The organism is Rubellimicrobium sp. CFH 75288 (genome assembly GCF_009904055.1).
GTDB lineage: Bacteria > Pseudomonadota > Alphaproteobacteria > Rhodobacterales > Rhodobacteraceae > Rubellimicrobium.
On record NZ_WYDP01000003.1, the window covers coordinates 101,131 to 118,472 of the forward strand.

Annotated in this window: 15 protein-coding genes; 11 read left to right on the forward strand and 4 right to left on the reverse strand. The window is 73.4% G+C overall.

The genetic code is table 11. From position 1 onward, the window contains the following. Window positions 1-146: 146 nt before the first annotated feature. The 3 genes from GT358_RS03775 to GT358_RS03785 all read right to left on the reverse strand — a co-directional run bounded on the left by GT358_RS03775 (window position 147) and on the right by GT358_RS03785 (window position 2,673). Window positions 147-758 (reverse strand): LysE family translocator, encoded by a 612-nt coding sequence (locus GT358_RS03775; RefSeq protein WP_371416212.1) that lies wholly within the window; start codon window positions 756-758, stop codon window positions 147-149. Between the two features lie 42 nt (window positions 759-800). Beyond that, window positions 801-1,952: a benzoate/H(+) symporter BenE family transporter gene (locus GT358_RS03780; RefSeq protein ID WP_166581607.1), complete on the reverse strand. Its 1,152-nt coding sequence runs from the start codon at window positions 1,950-1,952 to the stop codon at window positions 801-803. A gap of 505 nt (window positions 1,953-2,457) precedes the next feature. Then, window positions 2,458-2,673 carry a DUF1127 domain-containing protein gene (locus GT358_RS03785; RefSeq protein WP_166581256.1) on the reverse strand — a complete coding sequence of 72 codons (216 nt, stop codon included), beginning with the start codon at window positions 2,671-2,673 and terminating at the stop codon, window positions 2,458-2,460. 365 nt (window positions 2,674-3,038) lie between these two features. Here GT358_RS03785 and GT358_RS03790 point away from each other — a divergent pair, with 365 nt between their 5' ends. The 11 genes from GT358_RS03790 to murD all read left to right on the forward strand — a co-directional run bounded on the left by GT358_RS03790 (window position 3,039) and on the right by murD (window position 14,778). Then, window positions 3,039-4,136 carry an Mrp/NBP35 family ATP-binding protein gene (locus GT358_RS03790; RefSeq protein ID WP_166581257.1) on the forward strand — a complete coding sequence of 366 codons (1,098 nt, stop codon included), beginning with the start codon at window positions 3,039-3,041 and terminating at the stop codon, window positions 4,134-4,136. A gap of 693 nt (window positions 4,137-4,829) precedes the next feature. Next, complete coding sequence (locus GT358_RS03795) at window positions 4,830-5,345, forward strand: cell division/cell wall cluster transcriptional repressor MraZ (RefSeq protein ID WP_166581258.1); 516 nt, start codon at window positions 4,830-4,832, stop codon at window positions 5,343-5,345. 3 nt (window positions 5,346-5,348) lie between these two features. Beyond that, window positions 5,349-6,356: a 16S rRNA (cytosine(1402)-N(4))-methyltransferase RsmH gene (rsmH, locus tag GT358_RS03800; RefSeq protein WP_166581259.1), complete on the forward strand. Its 1,008-nt coding sequence runs from the start codon at window positions 5,349-5,351 to the stop codon at window positions 6,354-6,356. Next, window positions 6,353-6,724 (forward strand): cell division protein FtsL, encoded by a 372-nt coding sequence (locus tag GT358_RS03805; RefSeq protein ID WP_166581260.1) that lies wholly within the window; start codon window positions 6,353-6,355, stop codon window positions 6,722-6,724. The genes rsmH and GT358_RS03805 overlap by 4 nt, the downstream gene beginning before the upstream one ends. Then, entirely contained in the window at window positions 6,721-8,502 is a 1,782-nt protein-coding gene (locus GT358_RS03810) for a peptidoglycan D,D-transpeptidase FtsI family protein (protein WP_371416213.1), read from the forward strand. The genes GT358_RS03805 and GT358_RS03810 overlap by 4 nt, the downstream gene beginning before the upstream one ends. A 14-nt stretch (window positions 8,503-8,516) precedes the next feature. Then, entirely contained in the window at window positions 8,517-10,001 is a 1,485-nt protein-coding gene (locus tag GT358_RS03815; protein WP_166581261.1) for a UDP-N-acetylmuramoyl-L-alanyl-D-glutamate--2,6-diaminopimelate ligase, read from the forward strand. Beyond that, on the forward strand, window positions 9,998-11,440 hold the full coding sequence (gene murF / locus GT358_RS03820; RefSeq protein WP_166581262.1) for a UDP-N-acetylmuramoyl-tripeptide--D-alanyl-D-alanine ligase: 1,443 nt from the start codon (window positions 9,998-10,000) through the stop codon (window positions 11,438-11,440). The genes GT358_RS03815 and murF overlap by 4 nt, the downstream gene beginning before the upstream one ends. Window positions 11,441-11,444: 4 nt before the next feature. After that, window positions 11,445-12,527, forward strand: a complete 1,083-nt coding sequence (gene mraY / locus GT358_RS03825) for a phospho-N-acetylmuramoyl-pentapeptide-transferase (RefSeq protein ID WP_166581263.1) — start codon at window positions 11,445-11,447, stop codon at window positions 12,525-12,527. A 40-nt stretch (window positions 12,528-12,567) separates the two neighbouring features. Beyond that, window positions 12,568-12,894: an SMR family transporter gene (locus GT358_RS03830; RefSeq protein WP_166581609.1), complete on the forward strand. Its 327-nt coding sequence runs from the start codon at window positions 12,568-12,570 to the stop codon at window positions 12,892-12,894. After that, complete coding sequence (locus tag GT358_RS03835; protein ID WP_166581264.1) at window positions 12,891-13,301, forward strand: ACT domain-containing protein; 411 nt, start codon at window positions 12,891-12,893, stop codon at window positions 13,299-13,301. The genes GT358_RS03830 and GT358_RS03835 overlap by 4 nt, the downstream gene beginning before the upstream one ends. A gap of 58 nt (window positions 13,302-13,359) precedes the next feature. Further along, window positions 13,360-14,778, forward strand: a complete 1,419-nt coding sequence (gene murD, locus GT358_RS03840) for a UDP-N-acetylmuramoyl-L-alanine--D-glutamate ligase (RefSeq protein WP_166581265.1) — start codon at window positions 13,360-13,362, stop codon at window positions 14,776-14,778. Window positions 14,779-14,784: 6 nt separating this feature from the next. Here murD and GT358_RS03845 read toward each other — a convergent pair whose 3' ends face one another. Next, window positions 14,785-17,292 carry an FAD-dependent oxidoreductase gene (locus GT358_RS03845; RefSeq protein ID WP_166581266.1) on the reverse strand — a complete coding sequence of 836 codons (2,508 nt, stop codon included), beginning with the start codon at window positions 17,290-17,292 and terminating at the stop codon, window positions 14,785-14,787. Window positions 17,293-17,342: the final 50 nt, after the last annotated feature.

Below are 17,342 nucleotides of genomic sequence, written 5' to 3' on the forward strand. Positions count from 1 at the left end.
ACGGGGGCATGGGCGATCCTGGCTGCTGCTGTCGGGGGCAGGATCGCCGGGAAAGGTTAACGAAACCTTGGGGCACCGCGCGTTGCGTGCGGGCGGCAAGCCGCTGATCCGGCAGGGGGAAAAGGGTTAACGCGCGTTAAGGGGCGTCAGAGGCTCGCGAGGACCGGCCAGAGCGTCGCCACGATCAGCGCGGCCATGGCGCGGTTGAACCACCGCAGCCGGCCGGGCGAGGAGAGGATCGGGCGCAAGCCGAGGCCCCCCAGCGCCCAGAGCGTGATGCAGGGCAGGTTGGTCAGAAAGAACACCCCCGCCACGAGCAGGACGGCGGCGAGCGACTCGTCGGCCGTGTAGGCGGCAAGCGCGGTCAGTGCCATCGCCCAGCCCTTGGGGTTGACCCACTGGAAGGCCGCGGCCTGCAGGAAGGTGAGGGGGCGGCCGGCGGTCCGGGGCGCGTGCTCGGCCTTGGGCGCGGCCGTGGCGAACTTCCACGCGAGCCAGAGCAGGTAGAGGACGGAAACGACGGCGAGCGCGGCCTTGAAGCCGGGGATGCGCTCGAACAGCGCGGCGAGGCCGAGGCCGAGGAGCAGCACCATGAGCGAGTGGCCGACCGAGACGCCGAGCAGGTGGGGCACCGAGCGCCGCAGGCCGAAATTGGCCCCCGAGGCGAGCAGCATGAGGTTGTTGGGCCCCGGCGTCACCGACATGGCGAAGGCGAAGCCCACGAGGGCGGGCAGGAGGTCGAGGGAGGGCATGGGCATCTTTCCGGTCCGGCCGGATGGGAGGGGCGGGGCGGGGCGGCGTCAAGGGCGGGCGCGGCGGAGCGGGCGGTCGAGGGCGTGGAGCACGAGGCCCGCGACGAGGCCCCAGAAGGCCGCGCCGATCCCCCAGGCCGCAACCCCCGAGGCGGTGACGGCGAGCGTGGCGACCGCGGGCAGGCGCGAGGCCGGGTCGGCCATGGCCCCCGCGAGCGCGCCGGAGAGCGGCCCGAGCAGCGCGATCCCCACGATGCCCGCGACGAGCGCGGGCGGCAGGCCCGCGATGGCGGCGACGGCGAGAGGGGCGAGCAGGCCGAGTGCGAGCCAGACCGCGCCGTAGGCGAGGCCCACGCGCCAGCGGCGGGCGGGGTCGGGCTCGACCTCGGGGCCGAGGCAGATGGCGGCGGTGATGGCGGCCATGCTGACGGGGTGGGCGCCGAAGAGGCCCGCGCCCGCCGACAGGAGCCCCGACCCCGCGAGCGCCGGACCCACCGGGGGCGCGTAGCCCGCGGCGCGGAGCGTGGCGAAGCCGGGCAGGTTCTGGGAGGCCATGGTCACGAGCGCGAGCGGCAGGGCGAGGCCCGCGAGCGTGCCGGGGTCGAAGACGGGCCGGACGGGGACAAGGGCGGGGGCCGGGACGGAGGCGGGCGGGCTGGCCGCGCCTGTGGCGAAGGCGAGCGCGAGGCCCAAGGCCAGCGCGGCGAGCACCGCCCAGGCGGGGCGGTTCAGCCGCACGAGGGCGAAGGCCGCGACCATGGGCAGGACGAGGAGCGGCGCGTCGGACGCGGCGGGGGCGAGGCGCAGGACGAAGGGCAGGAGCACGCCCGCGAGCATGCCGGCGGCGACCGGGTCGGGGATGCGCGCGACGAGGCGGCCCAGCGGGCGGACGATCCCGGCCGCGGCGATCAGGAGGCCCGCGACCACGAAGGCGCCGGCGGCCTGGGGCAGGGTCACGCCCTCGGTCGCGGCGACGAGGGCGGCGCCGGGGGTGGACCAGGCGAGCACGACGGGGATGCGCGACCACCACGAGAGGGCAGCGCTGCCGATCGCCTTGGCGAGCGAGACGGCGAGAAGCCAGGAGGCGGTCTGTTCGGGAGTCGCGCCCACGGCGGCGGCGGCGGCGAGCACGAGCGCCACCGTCGAGCCGAAGCCCACCAGCGCCGCGACGAGCGCGGCGGACCAGAGCGAGGGGCGCAGCATGGCGGGGCCTCCGGGATGGTGCGGGGGCACCATGAAGAGGCTTGCGCGGCGGGAAAAGGGAGTGAAAGAAAGAAACGGCGGCCGCCCCGGGAGGAGGTGGCCCCGCCGCCGCCCGCGGCCGCCCCGGGAGGAGGTGGGGCGAACCGCCGTCCGGCATGGCCGCGCCCCGGGAGGAGGTGGGGCGGGCCGTTCCGAGAGCGGGCGGCAGGGCCGGGAGGAGGTGGCCCCGCCGCCGCCCGCGGCCGCCCCGGGAGGAGGTGGGGCGAACCGCCGTCCGGCATGGCCGCGCCCCGGGAGGAGGTGGGGCGCCGCGGGAGCCTTTGCGGCGGGACCGGGAGGAGGTGGTCCCGCCGCGTGGCCAGGCCCCGGGAGGAGGTGGGGCCCGGCCGTTCCTCGGCAGGGGCCCTTGGGCGCCCTGCCGTCCTTCGGCGCAGCCCCGGGAGGGGGGCGGCGCCGCCTGCCCGGTTCCCAGGGAGGAGGGGGTCCGGGCCGGGGAATTCCGTCAGCCGCGCGAGGCCGCCTCGCGGGCCACGTCGCGGATCTGGCTGCGGTGCAGGCCGAGATCGGCGAGGTCGCGATCGCTGAGCGCCGCCAGCTCGTCCAGCGTGCGGCGATAGAGGCGGTAGCGGGCGAGGCGGGCGGACAGATCCTGGCGGATCGCGTCCAGACGGCCTGCGAGGCCGGCCGCGCCGTGTTGGGTCTGGGTCCAGTGGGCCATCGTCATGTTCCGTTCGTTCAGGGTTGCGCCGGGATGGCATCGCGCCGACCCCTCTGGTCACGCAGGACGCCGTTAGCGCTGTCAGGCCGGAAGATGGGCCGGATGCTGCGCGTGCACAATCCCGGACCGCCGCAAGTCCGCCATGCACCGGGCGCATAAGCCCGGATGCCGCCTTCCCGTGCGTCCTGCCTGCTTTGCGGGCGGACGGGGAATTGCGGCGCCGCACCCCCTTGCCCTTTGCCCACAGGGCGATGAGGTTGCACACCGAACGGGCGCCGGCGCTCCGGAGGAGGCCGATCCGGTCAAGGGATGCGGTGCTCAAAATGTGGCGAGCCTGCCGGGTTCTTGCAACAGGAGAATGACAGATGCCGCCCACCAAGGACGAGGTTCTGGCGATGCTGGCCACGGTCCGGCTGCCGGGAGGCGGCGACCTCGCCGGGTCGGGGATGATCCGCGCGCTGGCCGTGGCCGGCGGAAGCGTGCGCTTCGTCATCGAGGCCCCCTCGACCGAGGCGGCGCGCGCGCTCGAGCCGGTACGCGCGCAGGCCGAGGAACTCGTGCGGGCGATGCCGGGCGTCGCGTCGGCGACGGTCGTGCTGGCCGCGCACGGCCCCGCACCCGCCCCCCGCGCGCCGCGGCCCCAGCCGCCGGGCGGCCCCCCGCCGCTGACGATCGGGCGCCACCCGACGCCGCAGGCCGGGCCCCAGCGCGTCGCCGGCGTGGACCGGATCGTGGCGATCGGCTCGGGCAAGGGAGGGGTGGGCAAGAGCACCGTGAGCGCCAACCTGGCCGTCGCGCTGGCGCGCGAGGGGCGCCGGGTGGGGCTGCTCGACGCCGACATCCACGGCCCTTCGCAGCCGCGCATGATGGGGGTGACGCAAAGGCCGTCCTCGCCCGACGGGCAGACGATCGAGCCGCTGCGCGCCCACGGGGTCACGATGATGTCCATCGGGCTGATGGTCGATCCGGGCAAGGCGGTGGTCTGGCGCGGACCGATGCTGATGGGCGCACTTCAGCAATTGCTGACGCAGGTGAACTGGGGCGGCCTGGACATCCTGCTCGTGGACCTGCCGCCGGGAACGGGGGACGTGCAGCTCACGCTCTGCCAGCGCACCCATCTGACGGGGGCCATCGTGGTGTCCACGCCGCAGGACGTGGCGCTGATCGACGCGCGCAAGGCGATCGACATGTTCCGCACGCTGCGCACCCCGGTTCTCGGCCTGATCGAGAACATGAGCACCTTCGTCTGTCCGCATTGCGGGACGGAAAGCCACCTGTTCGGGCATGGCGGGGTGGAGGCCGAGGCCCGGCGCGAAGGCATCCCGTTCCTGGGCGCGCTGCCCATCGACCTGGCGACGCGGATCGGGGGCGACGAGGGCGTTCCCGTGGCCGCGGGCGAGGGGCCGATGGCGGAGATCTGGCGCAGCCTGGCGCGGCGGCTGGTCGAGGGCGGAATGGCCTGACGGTTCGTCCGGGAATTCACGGGACAGCGGGGGCGGAAGCGGCCCCGCCGGCTCGCCAGCCCTGTCCGGCCGCCCCCGGCCGCGCGGGGCGCCCTGCAGGGTCCGCGATTCGTTCGCCCTGAGGTTGAACCAGATACCGATGACAAGCCGCTGATGTGGAAGGGTGTTTTTCGATAACAGTGCCTGGAAAGGCGCTGACGGCGCAGATTCGCTGCTCATCGGATAGGCAAGACTCTGCCCATCGCGGCGCACAGCCGCGCGAGGGACTTTTCCACAGAGGCGGAGCAAGGGAACCCTTATTTTCCGGACCTTGGTGGCCGATCATCCACAGGCGATTTTGTCTTGCGCTGTGGCATTCGGGCCAGTCCGGCCCTCTGCTCGAACATTCCCCTTGAGTGCCATGTTTTCCCATGGCATCCCTTGGGGTGTCGGAACCGGGCAGGATCACCGAGGGGACGCTCAAGATCCCGGAGGCAAGGACATACAGGCAATCTTTCCAAACGGTTCCGGCGCATAGCGAGCAGGACGCGAAACGCAGAAGGTCGAGAATCCGGCGCGCGAGCGAGCAGCACTCCCCCCAGGGTGCGCGCGCAGTCGGACTTCCCGCGAGGGAGGGAGCGGCGGGTCAGGTGTGGCAGCCCTTGACCCGCCGTTTTCGCTTGCGGGCGGGTTGGCGCGAAGGGCACGGCGAGGGTGGTCGAGGCGAGCTTCACGGGCGAGGAACGGGCGCGGATCGACGGCAAGGGCCGGATGTCGATCCCGGCCGATTTCCGCAAGGTGCTCCAGGCCGGGGACCCCGATCGCGCCGAGGCCGGCGCCTACCGGCTCCAGCTTCACTACGGCGATCATCTGCAGGACCGGCTGGAGGTCCGGACCGTCGCCGCTCACCGCGCCATCGCACGCCGCATCGCCGAATGGGAGCCGCAGGACGAGGAGGAGGAGGCCGAGAAGGATGCCGCTGCCCATTTCCTGCTGACCCAGAGCCAGTCGCTCGAGGTGGACCGCGACGGCCGCATCGTCCTGCCGGCGCGCTTCCGCGCCCGCCTGGGCCTGACCGACGGCGAGGTCGTGTTCGCGGGCAAGGGCGACCGGTTCGAGATCTGGGCCGCCGAGACCTACGAGGTGGCCGTGCAGGCGCGCCTGCGCGAGTTCCTGGCCCGCAAGCCCAAGGGCTACAACCCGCTTACCGCCCTGAGCCGGAGGCGCTGAGCGATGGAGACACCGCACGTTCCGGTCCTTCTCGGCCCCCTTCTGGCCACCTGCGCGCCGGTGGCGGGGCGCTGGCTCGACGGGACGTTCGGGGCGGGAGGCTATGCGCGCGGCCTCGTGGAGGCGGGGGCCGAGCGCGTCCTGGGCATCGACCGCGACCCGGAGGCGCATCGGCTGGCCGCGTCCTGGCTGGACGAATGGGGCAGGCGGATCGTGCTGCGCGAAGGCACGTTCGGCGAGCTGGACCGCATCGCCGCCGAGGAGGGGATGGTGCCGCTCGACGGCGTGGTGCTGGATCTGGGCGTCTCCTCCATGCAGCTCGATCAGGCCGGGCGGGGGTTCTCGTTCGCCAAGGACGGGCCGCTCGACATGCGGATGTCGCAGGCGGGCGAGAGCGCGAGGGATCTGGTCAACGGCGCGGACGAGGAGGCGCTGGCCGACATCCTGTTCCATTACGGCGAGGAGCGGGCGGCGCGGCGCATCGCGCGGGCGATCGTGCGGGCGCGGCCCGTCGCCACGACGGCGGAACTGGCCGAGATCGTCGCGCGCTGCCTGCCGCGCCCGAAGCCCGGCGACCGGCACCCTGCCACGCGCACCTTCCAGGCGCTGCGCATCGCGGTGAACGACGAATACGGCGAACTCGTGCGGGGGCTGGAGGCGGCGGAGCGCGCGCTCCGGCCGGGCGGGCTGCTGGCAGTGGTCACCTTCCATTCGGGCGAGGATCGGGTGGTCAAGCGCTTCATGCAGACCGGGGCGGGCCGGGCGGGGGGCGACAGCCGGCACCGGCCCCGGACCGGGAGCCCGAGCCCCCTCTGGGAGATGGTGACGCGGCGCGCCGTGGAGCCCGATGCGGCGGAGGTCGCCGCCAACCCGCGGTCGCGCTCGGCGCGGCTGCGGGTGGCGCGGCGGCTGCGGGGCGAGGCACGGGCGGCCGACCGGGTCGCCCTGGGCGTGCCGATGGCGCAACCGGGCCGGCGGGCGTCCGGCCGGGAACGGGGGAGGACAGGGTGAAGGGACTGACCTATGTGCTGCTCGCGCTGGCGGTGATCGGCCTGGGCTTCTGGGCCTACCGCGAGAACTATGCCACCCAGGCGGCCCTGCGCGAGGCGCGGGCGCTGCGCACCCAGATCGCCGCGGCCGAGGCGCGGCTGGACCGCCTGCATGCCGAATGGGCCTATCTGAACCGGCCCGACCGCCTGCGCGACCTCGTGATGATGAACTTCGCGCGGCTCGAGCTTCTGCCGCTGCGGCCGGAAGCCTTTGCCGGGGTCGAGCAGGTCGCCATGCCCCCGACGAGCATCCTCGGGCCCATCTCCTCGTCCTGGATCGTGTCCTCGGACGGCGCGGCGGCGCGGCTCGGCACGGAGGAGCCGCTGTGAGGCCGCCCCCCCTGCCGGAGCTGCGCCCGCTGCTGTCGGCGCTCGGATCGGCCCTGCGCCGGGGCCTGCGCCACTCGCGCGAAGGGATGCGCCGGATCGAGGCGATGGACCGCGCGCGGCTGCGCGCCGAGGCGCGGCTGATGGTGCTGTGCGGCTGCTTCTTTCTGGCCTTCGCGCTGATCGGGGGCCGGATGGCCGTCTTTGCCGCCTCCGAGGCGCCCGAACCCGCGCGCGGCGGCTCCATCGAGGACCCGATCCTGGGCACGCGGGCCGACATCGTGGACCGGCAGGGGCGCATCCTGGCCACGAACCTCGCCACCCATTCGCTCTATGCCCAGCCCCATCAGATGATCGATCCCGCGCGGGCCGCGCGGGAGCTGGCCGCGATCTTTCCCGACCTGAACGAGGAGCGGCTGCTGCGCGACTTCACGGGCGAGCGCCGGTTCGTCTGGATCCGGCGCCAGATCAGCCCCGAGCAGCTTCAGGCCGTCCACGACATCGGCGAGCCGGGCCTTCTGTTCGGCCCGCGCGAGATGCGCCTCTACCCGAACGGCGCGATCGCGGCGCACATCCTGGGCGGCGCCTCCTACGGACGGGAGGGGGTGAACTCGGCCGAGGTGATCGGGGTGGCCGGCGTCGAGCGGTTCTTCGACGAGCGGCTGCGCGACCCGGACCTGTCGGACGAGCCGCTCGTGCTGTCGATCGACCTGAGCGTGCAGGCCGCGCTGGAGGAGGTGCTCGAGGGCGGCATGACGCTGATGAACGCCAAGGGCGCCACGGGCATCCTGATGGACGCCCATACGGGCGAGATCGTCGCCATGGCCTCGCTGCCCGACTTCGACCCCAACAGCCGGCCCCCCGTGGCCACGAGCGGCGATCCGGGCGACAGCCCGCTGTTCAACCGGGCGCTGCAAGGGGTCTACGAGCTGGGATCGGTCTTCAAGATCTTTCCCGTCGCGCAGGGGATCGAGCTGGGGCTGATCAACGCGGAGACCATGATCGACACGCGGGGACCCATGACCTGGGGGCGGTTCCGCATCCGCGACTTCCGCAATTACGGCCCGGCTCTCTCGGCGACGGACGTGATCGTGAAGTCCTCGAACATCGGCACGTCGCGGGTGGCGCTGATGATCGGGGCCGAGCGGCAGCGGCGCTTTCTCGATTCGCTGGGCCTGCTCGAGCCCCTGCCGCTCGAGATGGTGGAGGCGCGGACCGGCGCGCCGCTCCTGCCGCGGCAATGGAGCGAGATCAGCCTGATGACGATCAGCTACGGGCACGGTCTGTCGGTCTCGCCGCTGCACCTCGCGGCCGGCTACGCGGCGATGGTGAACGGGGGCACGCGGGTCGTGCCGACGCTGCTGCGGCGCGACGAGCCGCAGGCGGGGGCGCGGGTGATCTCTCCGCAGACCTCGCGGATCGCCACCTCGATGCTGCGGCAGGTGGTCACGCGGGGGACGGCGACCTTTGCCGACATCCCCGGCTACGAGGTGGGCGGCAAGACGGGCACGGCCGACAAGCCCACCCCGCGGGGCGGCTATTACGACGACAAGGTGATCTCGACCTTTGCGGGGATGTTTCCGGCCTCGGACCCGCGCTGGGTGATCGTGGTGACGCTGGACGAGCCGGTGGAGACCTCGGGCGCCGAGCCGCGGCGCACGGCGGGCTGGACGGCGGCGCCGGTGGCGGCCGAGGTGATCCGGCGCGCGGCGCCGCTCCTGGGCCTGAGACCGCAGGTTGCGGCGCCGCAGGGGGGCGGTGTAACCCTCGCCGCGAACTGAGGCGGGGGGGCGCGATGCCCGAGGAACGGACGCTCGCGGAACTGGGCCTGCGGGCGCAGGGGGGGCGGGAGGCGCGCGTTGCGGGCCTCGCGCTCGACAGCCGCAAGGTGGGGCGGGGGTTCCTGTTTGCCGCCCTGCCGGGGCATGGGGGGCACGGGGCCGCCCATGCGGGGGCGGCGGTGGCCGCCGGCGCGGCGGCGGTGCTGACGGACGCGGACGGCGCGCGGATCGCGGGCGACGCGCTGGGGGACGTGCCGGTGGTCCTGGCCGAGGATGCCCGGGCGGCCTTTGCCCGGACCTGCGCGCTGTGGTTCGGCCCCGGCCCCGAGACGGTCGTGGCCGTGACGGGCACCAACGGCAAGACCAGCGTGGCGAGCTTTGCCCGCCAGATCTGGGCCGCGCTGGGACACCGGGCGATCAACCTCGGCACCGTGGGGGTGGAGGGTGCGTGGGAGGCGCCGCTCGGCCACACGACGCCGGACTCTGTGACGCTGCACCGGGTGCTGGCCGAGGCGCGCGCGGCGGGGGTGACGCATGCGGCGATGGAAGCCTCGAGCCATGGCCTCGATCAGCGGCGGATGGACGGGGTGTGGCTGGCCGCCGCCGGCTGGACCAACCTGACGCAGGATCACCTCGACTATCACGGCGACATGGAGAGCTATTTCCGGGCCAAGGCGCGTCTGTTCGAGGCGCTGCTGCCGCCCGACGGGGTGGCGGTGATCAACCTGGACGACCCGGCCGGGGCGCGGGTGGCCGCGATCGCCGCCGCGCGCGGACAGGAGGTGATCGGAACGGGGGCCGCCGAGGGGGCGCGGCTGCGCCTGCTGGGCCAGCGCTTCGACGCGACGGGGCAGGAGATGCGGTTCGCCTGGCAGGGAGCGGCGCGGCAGGTGCGGCTGGAGCTGGTGGGCGGGTTCCAGGCGGCCAACGCGCTGGTCGCGGCGGGATTGTGCATCGGCGCGGGCGAGGAGCCCGAGGCGGTGTTCCGCGCGCTGTCCTGTCTCGAGACCGTTCGGGGGCGGATGCAGCTCGCTGCGCGGCGGGCGAACGGGGCGGCGGTGTTCGTGGATTATGCCCACACGCCGGATGCGGTGGAGACCGCCCTGCGCGCGCTGCGGCCGCACGTGATGGGGCGGATCGTCGCCATCCTGGGCGCGGGCGGGGACCGGGACCGGACCAAGCGGCCGCTGATGGGCGCGGCCGCGGCGCGGGGGGCGGATGCGGTGATCGTGACCGACGACAACCCCCGCAGCGAGGACCCCGCCGCGATCCGCGCCGCGATCCTAGAGGGGGTGCGCGCGGCGGGGGGCGAGGCGCAGGAGGTGGGCGACCGGGCCGAGGCGATCCTGCGCGGGGTGGACGCGCTGGGGCCCGGCGACGCGCTGCTGATCTGCGGCAAGGGGCACGAGACGGGGCAGGTCGTGGGCGGCGTGGTCTATCCCTTCGACGACCGCGAGCAGGCGAGCGTCTCGGTCGCGGTGCTGGAGGGGCGGGCGTGACGCTGTGGACCGCAGGGGAGGCGGCGGCCGCGACGGGCGGGCGCACGGACGGAGACTGGGCGGCCACCGGGGTCTCGATCGACACACGCACGCTGCAACCCGGCGACCTGTTCGTGGCGCTGCGGGCGGCGCGGGACGGGCACGACTTCGTGGCCGAGGCCCTGGCGCGCGGGGCGGCGGCGGCGATGGTCTCGCGCGTGCCCGAAGGGGTGGCGGAGGGGGCGCCGCTTCTCCTCGTGCCCGATGTGCAGGCGGGGCTGGAGGCGCTGGGCCGGGCGGGGCGCGCGCGGACGCGGGCGCGGGTCTGCGCGATCACCGGATCGGCGGGCAAGACCTCGACCAAGGAGATGCTGCGCGCCGCACTCGAGGGGCAGGGGCGGGTCCATGCCTCGGCCGCGAGCTACAACAACCATTGGGGCGTGCCGCTGACGCTGGCGCGGATGCCGCGCGAGACGGATTTCGCCGTGATCGAGATCGGGATGAACCGTCCCGGCGAGATCGCGCCGCTGGCGCGGCAGGCGCGGCCGCATGTGGTGCTGATCACCACGATCGGGCCGGCGCATCTGGAGGCCTTCGGCACGCTGGAGGGGATCGCGGCCGAGAAGGCTTCGATCTGCGAGGGGCTGGAGCCGGGAGGCGTCGCCGTGCTGAACGGGGACGTGCCGCAGGCGCCGATCCTGCTGGCGGCCGCGCGCGCCGCGGGGGCGCGGGTCGTGACCTTCGGCGAGCGCGCGGGGGTTCATCACCGCCTGCTCGAGGCGCGGGCCGGGCAGGGTTCGACCGTGGCGCGGGCGCGGGCCTGGCGGCAGGCAGTGCATCTCAAGGTCGCCTCGGAGGGACGGCACTTCGCGCTCAATGCGCTGGGGGCGCTGGCGGCGGCGCGCGCGATGGGGGCCGACCGGGCGCTGTCGCTGAACGGGCTGGCGCGCTGGGCACCGCCCGAGGGGCGGGGTGGGCAGGAGCGGCTGCCCTGGGGCGACGGGGCGATCGTGCTGATCGACGATGCCTTCAACGCCAATCCCCAGTCCCTCGCGGCGAGTCTGGCCACGCTGGCGGGGATGCGGCCCGAGGACGGGGCGGGTCGCGTGCGCCGCGGGCGGCGGATCGCGGTCCTGGGCGACATGCTGGAGCTGGGCCCGGAGGAGGCGCGGATGCACGCGGCGATGGCCGGGGACCCCTCGATGGCATCGGTCCATGTGGTCCATTGCGTCGGGCCCAGGATGCGCGCGCTGCACGAGGCGCTGCCCGAGGAGCGGCGCGGCTTGTGGGCGGAGCGACCGGAGGATCTGGGCCGCGCGCTGCCGCGCCTGATCGATGCCGGCGACATCGTGCTGGTGAAGGGGTCCAAGGGAAGCCGGGTGGCGCTGCTCGTTGACGTGATCCGTCGTTTGGGGCAAGGGGCCGCGTCGCCCGCAACCCGCGGCGAAGAGGGGACGTGACCCGATGCTCTACTGGCTCACCGCCCTCAGCACGGGCGGCGACGTGTTCAACCTGTTCCGCTACATCACCTTCCGGGCGGGAGGGGCGTTCCTGACGGCACTCGTGTTCGGCTTTGCCTTCGGGCCGATGCTGATCGCGGTGCTGCGCCAGCGGCAGGGCAAGGGCCAGCCGATCCGCGCCGACGGGCCCGAGGGGCATTTCGTCAAGGCAGGCACGCCGACGATGGGGGGGCTGCTGATCATCGCGGCGCTGGTCACCTCCACGCTGCTCTGGGCGCGGCTCGACAACCCGTTCGTGTGGATGGTCCTGTTCGTGACGCTGAGCTTTGCGCTGCTGGGCTTCGCCGACGACTATGCCAAGGTCACCAAGCAGACGACGGATGGGGTGTCGGGCAAGCTGCGGCTGGCCATCGGGTTCCTGGTCGCGGCCATCGCGGGATGGTGGGCCGCGGCCTATCACCCCGACGATCTGAGCTGGCAGCTCGCGCTGCCGTTCTTCAAGGACGCGCTGATCAACCTCGGGATCCTGTTCGTGCCCTTTGCCATGCTGGTGATCGTGGGGGCGGCCAATGCGGTCAACCTGACCGACGGGCTGGACGGGCTGGCGATCATGCCGGTGATGATCGCGGCGGCGACCTTCGGGGTGATCGCCTATGCGGTGGGGCGCACCGACTTCACCGAGTATCTGGGCGTCCACTACGTCCCCTTCACGGGCGAGATCCTGGTCTTCTGCGCGGCGCTGATCGGGGGGGGCCTGGGCTTCCTGTGGTACAACGCGCCGCCCGCGGCGGTGTTCATGGGCGACACGGGCAGCCTTGCGCTGGGGGGGGCGCTGGGGGCGATCGCGGTGGCGACCAAGCACGAGATCGTGCTGGCGATCGTCGGCGGGCTGTTCGTGGTCGAGGCGCTGTCGGTGATGATCCAGGTCTTCTGGTACAAGCGGACGGGCAGGCGGGTGTTCCTGATGGCGCCGATCCACCACCATTTCGAGAAGAAGGGCTGGGCCGAGCCGCAGATCGTGATCCGGTTCTGGATCGTCTCGCTGATCCTCGCGCTGATCGGGCTGGCCACGCTCAAGGTGCGGTGATGCGGGTGCGGAGGGCTGAGCCGTGACGGCGGGCTGGGGCGTGTGGGGCATCCTGGCCGTGGCGGTGGTGTGCGAGGTGATCGCCACGTCGCTCCTGCACGAGAGCCGGCAGTTCACGCGGCTCTGGCCGACGCTGGGCATGGCGAGCTTCTATCTCCTGGCCTTCTACCTGCTGTCGCTGACCTTGCGGGTGCTCCCGGTCGGGGTGGTCTATGCGGTCTGGAGCGGGCTGGGGGTGGTCCTCATCTCGCTGGTAGGGTGGCTCGTGTTCCGGCAGGCGCTGGACCCGCCGGCGATCCTGGGGATCGGGCTGATCCTGGCGGGGGTGCTGGTGCTGAACCTGTGGAGCACCGGGGGAGGGCATTGAGCGGCCCTGCGGGAGAGGCGCGCGCGATGCTGGCGGGGATGGCGCCGGCGCTGGCCCCCGAACGGTTCCGGTTCTGCGAGGGAGGGGAGGGGTTGATCCCGCTGGCCTGGGCGATGGTGCGCGAGGCGGAGGGGCCGAGCCTGATCCTGCCCGAGCCGCTGCCCGAGGGCGCGGCACCCCTGGGCCCGGCCCTGCGGCGGATCACGCTGGAGGTCTGGTCGGCGCTGGACGGGGTGGGGCTGACGGCGGCCGTCTCGGGCGCACTGGCGGCGCGGGGGATCGCCTGCAACGTCGTGGCCGGAGCCCGGCACGACCACCTGTTCGTTCCCGACGGGCGCGAGGCGGAGGCATTGGACGTCCTGCGCGCGCTGTCGGCAGAGGCGCGGGGCGGCGGGGCCGCGGGCTGACCCTTGCGGCCGCGCCGTGGCGGGCGCAGAGATCGCGCGGGCAAGCAAAGAGGGCGGCATGATCCCGGTCAGGGGCGTGGAGGGCGCGCGGGTCGCGGTGCTGGGGCTGGGCCGGTCGGGCCTCGCCACGGTGGAGGCGCTGGCGGCGGGGGGCGCGGAGGTGGTCGTCTGGGACGACGGGGCGCCCGCGCGCGAGGCGGCCGAGGCGCGGGGGCTGCGCGTGCTGGACCTGACGCGCGAGCGGTCCTGGGAGGGGGTGGCGCTGCTGGTCACCAGCCCCGGCATCCCGCACCTGTATCCCCGCCCGCACCCCGCCATCGCCGCCGCGTGGGAGGCCGGCGTGCCGGTGGACAACGATGTGGGGCTGTTCTTCCGGTCCTTCGCCACGGAGGAGTGGGAGGGGTTCGCGACGCGGCCGCGCGTGGTGGCGGTGACGGGGTCGAACGGCAAGAGCACCACGAGCGCGCTGATCCACCACATCGTCGCCGAATCGGGGCGGCCTGCGCAGCTGGGCGGCAATATCGGGCGGGGGGTCCTGTCGCTCGAGCCCGCACGCGACGGCGAGGTGGCGGTGCTGGAGCTGTCGAGCTACCAGACGGACCTGGCGCGGGCCCTGACGCCGGACATCGCGGTGTTCACCAACCTGTCGCCCGACCATCTGGACCGGCACGGCGGAATGGGGGGCTATTTTGCGGCCAAGCGGCGGCTGTTCGCCGAAGGAGGTCCCGACCGCGCCGTGATCGGCGTGGACGAGGACGAGGGGCGCCACCTGGCCGGGCAGCTGGCCGAGGGGCCCGGCGACGACCGGGTGATCCGCGTCTCGGTCGCGCGGCGGCTGGAGGGGGCGGCCTGGGCGGTCACCGCGCGGCGGGGCTTTCTCTCGGAATGGCGGCACGGCCGGCAGGTGGCGAGCGTGGACCTCCGCGGCATCGGCGGCCTGCCGGGCGAGCATAACCACCAGAACGCCTGCTGCGCCTGGGCGGTGGCGCGCTGTCTGGGCCTGGGGCCGCGCGCGATCGAGGCGGGGCTGCGATCCTATCCCGGCCTGCCGCACCGGTCCCAGCGCATCGCCGAGGCGGGCGGCGTCGTCTTCGTCAACGACAGCAAGGCCACCAACGTGGACAGCGCGGCGCGGGCCCTGCGCGCCTTCGACCGCATCCGCTGGATCTGCGGCGGGCTGGAGAAGGAGGGGGGCCTGGGCGCGCTGGTCCCCCATCTGGGGTCGGTCGCCAAGGCCTATGTGATCGGGCGGGAAGCCGCGGCCTTTGCCCGCCAGCTGCCGGGCGTGGAGACGGAGATCTGCACCACCATGGCGCGCGCCGTCGAGCGCGCGGTGGCGGAGGCGCAACCCGGCGAGACGGTGCTGCTCGCGCCTGCGGCGGCGAGCTTCGACCAGTACGACAATTTCGAGCAGCGGGGCGAGGATTTCGCCGCCGCCGTCCGACGGTGCCTGGCCGCGCGGGGAGAGGGCGGCTGAGCGCGCCTAGCCGTCCTGCCGCAGGCGGGCGTTCTCCGGGTCATGGGGGCTGTCGATCGTCACCTCGGCGTCCCACAGTTCCCGGAACATGCGCACCTTGAGGCGCGTGCCGGGCCGGGCGAGGTCCGGGCGGACATAGCCCATGCCGATGGAGCGGCCGAAGGCCACGGACCAACCGCCGGAGGTGAGGCGGCCGACGCGGGTGCCGTCCGTGTCGAACAGCGCCTCGCGCCCCCAGGGGTCGGCGTCGGGGGGGCCGTCGATCAGCAGCGTGACGCAGGCCGATCGGATGCCCGTCTCCTCCATCGCGCGCTTGCCGCGGAAATCCTTGGAGCGGTCCACGAAGCGGTCGAGCCCGGCCTCGAGCGGGGTGGCGTCGCGGCCCAGTTCGTTGCCGAAGGCGCGGTAGCTCTTTTCCTGGCGCAGCCAGTTCTGCGCCCGCGCTCCCACGAGCCGCAGGCCCAGCGGCTCGCCCGCCTCCATGAGACGGTCGAACAGGTGGTTCTGCATCTCGATCGGGTGGTGGAGTTCCCAGCCGAGCTCGCCGGTATAGGCGACGCGCAGGGCGTGGACGGGCACCATGCCGAGTTCGATCCGCCGGGCCGACAGCCAGGGGAAGCGTGCGTTGGAGAGCGCGGTGTCGGGTTCCGCGTCCCGCAGGAGGGGGCGCAGGAGGTCGCGCGCACGCGGCCCGGCGAGGGCGAAGACGCCCCATTGCGTCGTCACGTCGTGGACGTCGAGGCGGCCGAAGCGGGGCTCGGCCTCCTCGGCGGCGCGGCGCAGCCAGTCCCCGTCGTAATCGGCCCAGGCGCCGGCGGAGATGAGGGTGAAGTCGTCCTCGGCCGTGCGCACGATCGTGTATTCGGTCCGCACGGTGCCGGCATCGGTCAGCGCGTAGGTGAGGTTGATGCGCCCGACCCTGGGCAGGCGGTTGGTGGTGAACCAGTCGAGAAAGGCCGCGGCGCCGGGGCCCCTGACGCGGTGCTTGGCGAAGGCGGTGGCGTCGATCAGGCCGATGTTCTCGCGGATCGCGCGGGCCTCGGCCTCGGCATGGGGCCACCAGGCGGCGCGGCGGAAGGAGCGGGCGTCGTGGTCGAAGCCTTCTGGCGCGTCGGGAGGGCCGAAATAGTTGGGGCGCTCCCAGCCGTTGACCTGGCCGAACTGGGCGCCGCGCGCCTTCTGGCGGTCATAGGCGGGCGAGGTGCGCAGGGGGCGGCAGGCCTCGCGCTCCTCGTCGGGGTGATGGAGGATGAAGACGTGGGAATAGGCCTCCTCGTTCTTGCGGGCGGCGTATTCGGTGGTCATCCAGGACCCGAAGCGGCGCGGGTCGAGCGAGGCCATGTCGATCTCGGCCTCGCCCTCGATCATCAGCTGCGACAGGTAGTGCCCCGTGCCGCCCGCGGCGGTGATGCCGAAGGAGAAGCCCTCGGCCAGCCAGAGGTTCCTGAGACCCGGCGCGGGCCCGAGCAGCGGGTTGCCGTCGGGCGTGTAGCAGATGGGGCCGTTGAAGTCGTCCTTGAGGCCCACATGCTCGGAGGACGGGATGCGGTGGATCATCGACATGTACTCGGCCTCGATCCGCTCGAGGTCGAGCGGGAAGAGGTCGGCCCGGAAGGACGGGGGCACGCCATATTCGAAGCGGGCCGGCGCGCCGAACTCGTAGGGGCCGAGGATCCAGCCGCCGCGCTCCTCGCGGACATACCACTTGGCGTCGGCGTCGCGCAGGACGGGATGCTGGGGGTTCGTCTTGCGCCACTCGACCAGGGCGGGGTCGGGTTCGGTGACGATGTACTGGTGCTCGACGGGGATGGCGGGGATGCGCAGGCCCAGAAGGCGCGCGGTGCGCTGGGCATGGTTGCCGGTGGCGGTGACGACGTGCTCGGCCCGGATCGTGGCGCGATCGTCGGTGGGGACGAGGTTGCCGCCCCGGTCCTCCATCCGGGTGACGGTGACGGCCCAGTGATCGCCCTTCCAGTCGAAGGCATCCACCTGCCACTTGCGCTCGATGGTGGCGCCGTGCGCGCGGGCGCCCTTGGCCATGGCCATGGTCACGTCGGCGGGGTTGATGTAGCCGTCCTGCGGGTGGAACAGCGCCCCCTTGAGGTCGTCGGTCCGCACGAGCGGCCAGCGCTCGGCGATCTGGCGGGGGGTCAGGAATTCGTGCTCGACCCCGGCGGTCTCGGCGGTGGTGGAGTAGAGCATGTATTCGTCCATGCGCTCCTGCGTCTGGGCCATGCGCAGGTTGCCGACGACGAAGAAGCCCGGATCGAGCCCGGTCTCGTCCTTGAGCCCCTTGTAGAAGTCCACGGAATACTTGTGGATGTGGGTCGTCGCGTAGCTCATGTTGAAGAGCGGCAGGAGCCCCGCGGCGTGCCAGGTGGAGCCGGCCGTCAGCTCGTCGCGCTCGAGCAGCATCGTGTCCCAGCCCGCGCGTGCGAGGTGGTAGGCGATGGCCGTGCCCACCGCGCCGCCCCCCACCACGAGTGCGCGCACCTCCGTCCTGAGCGTCGTCATTCCCGCGATCCCCCGCCTGAGCCCGCGTCACAATCTCCCCCCGCCATCCT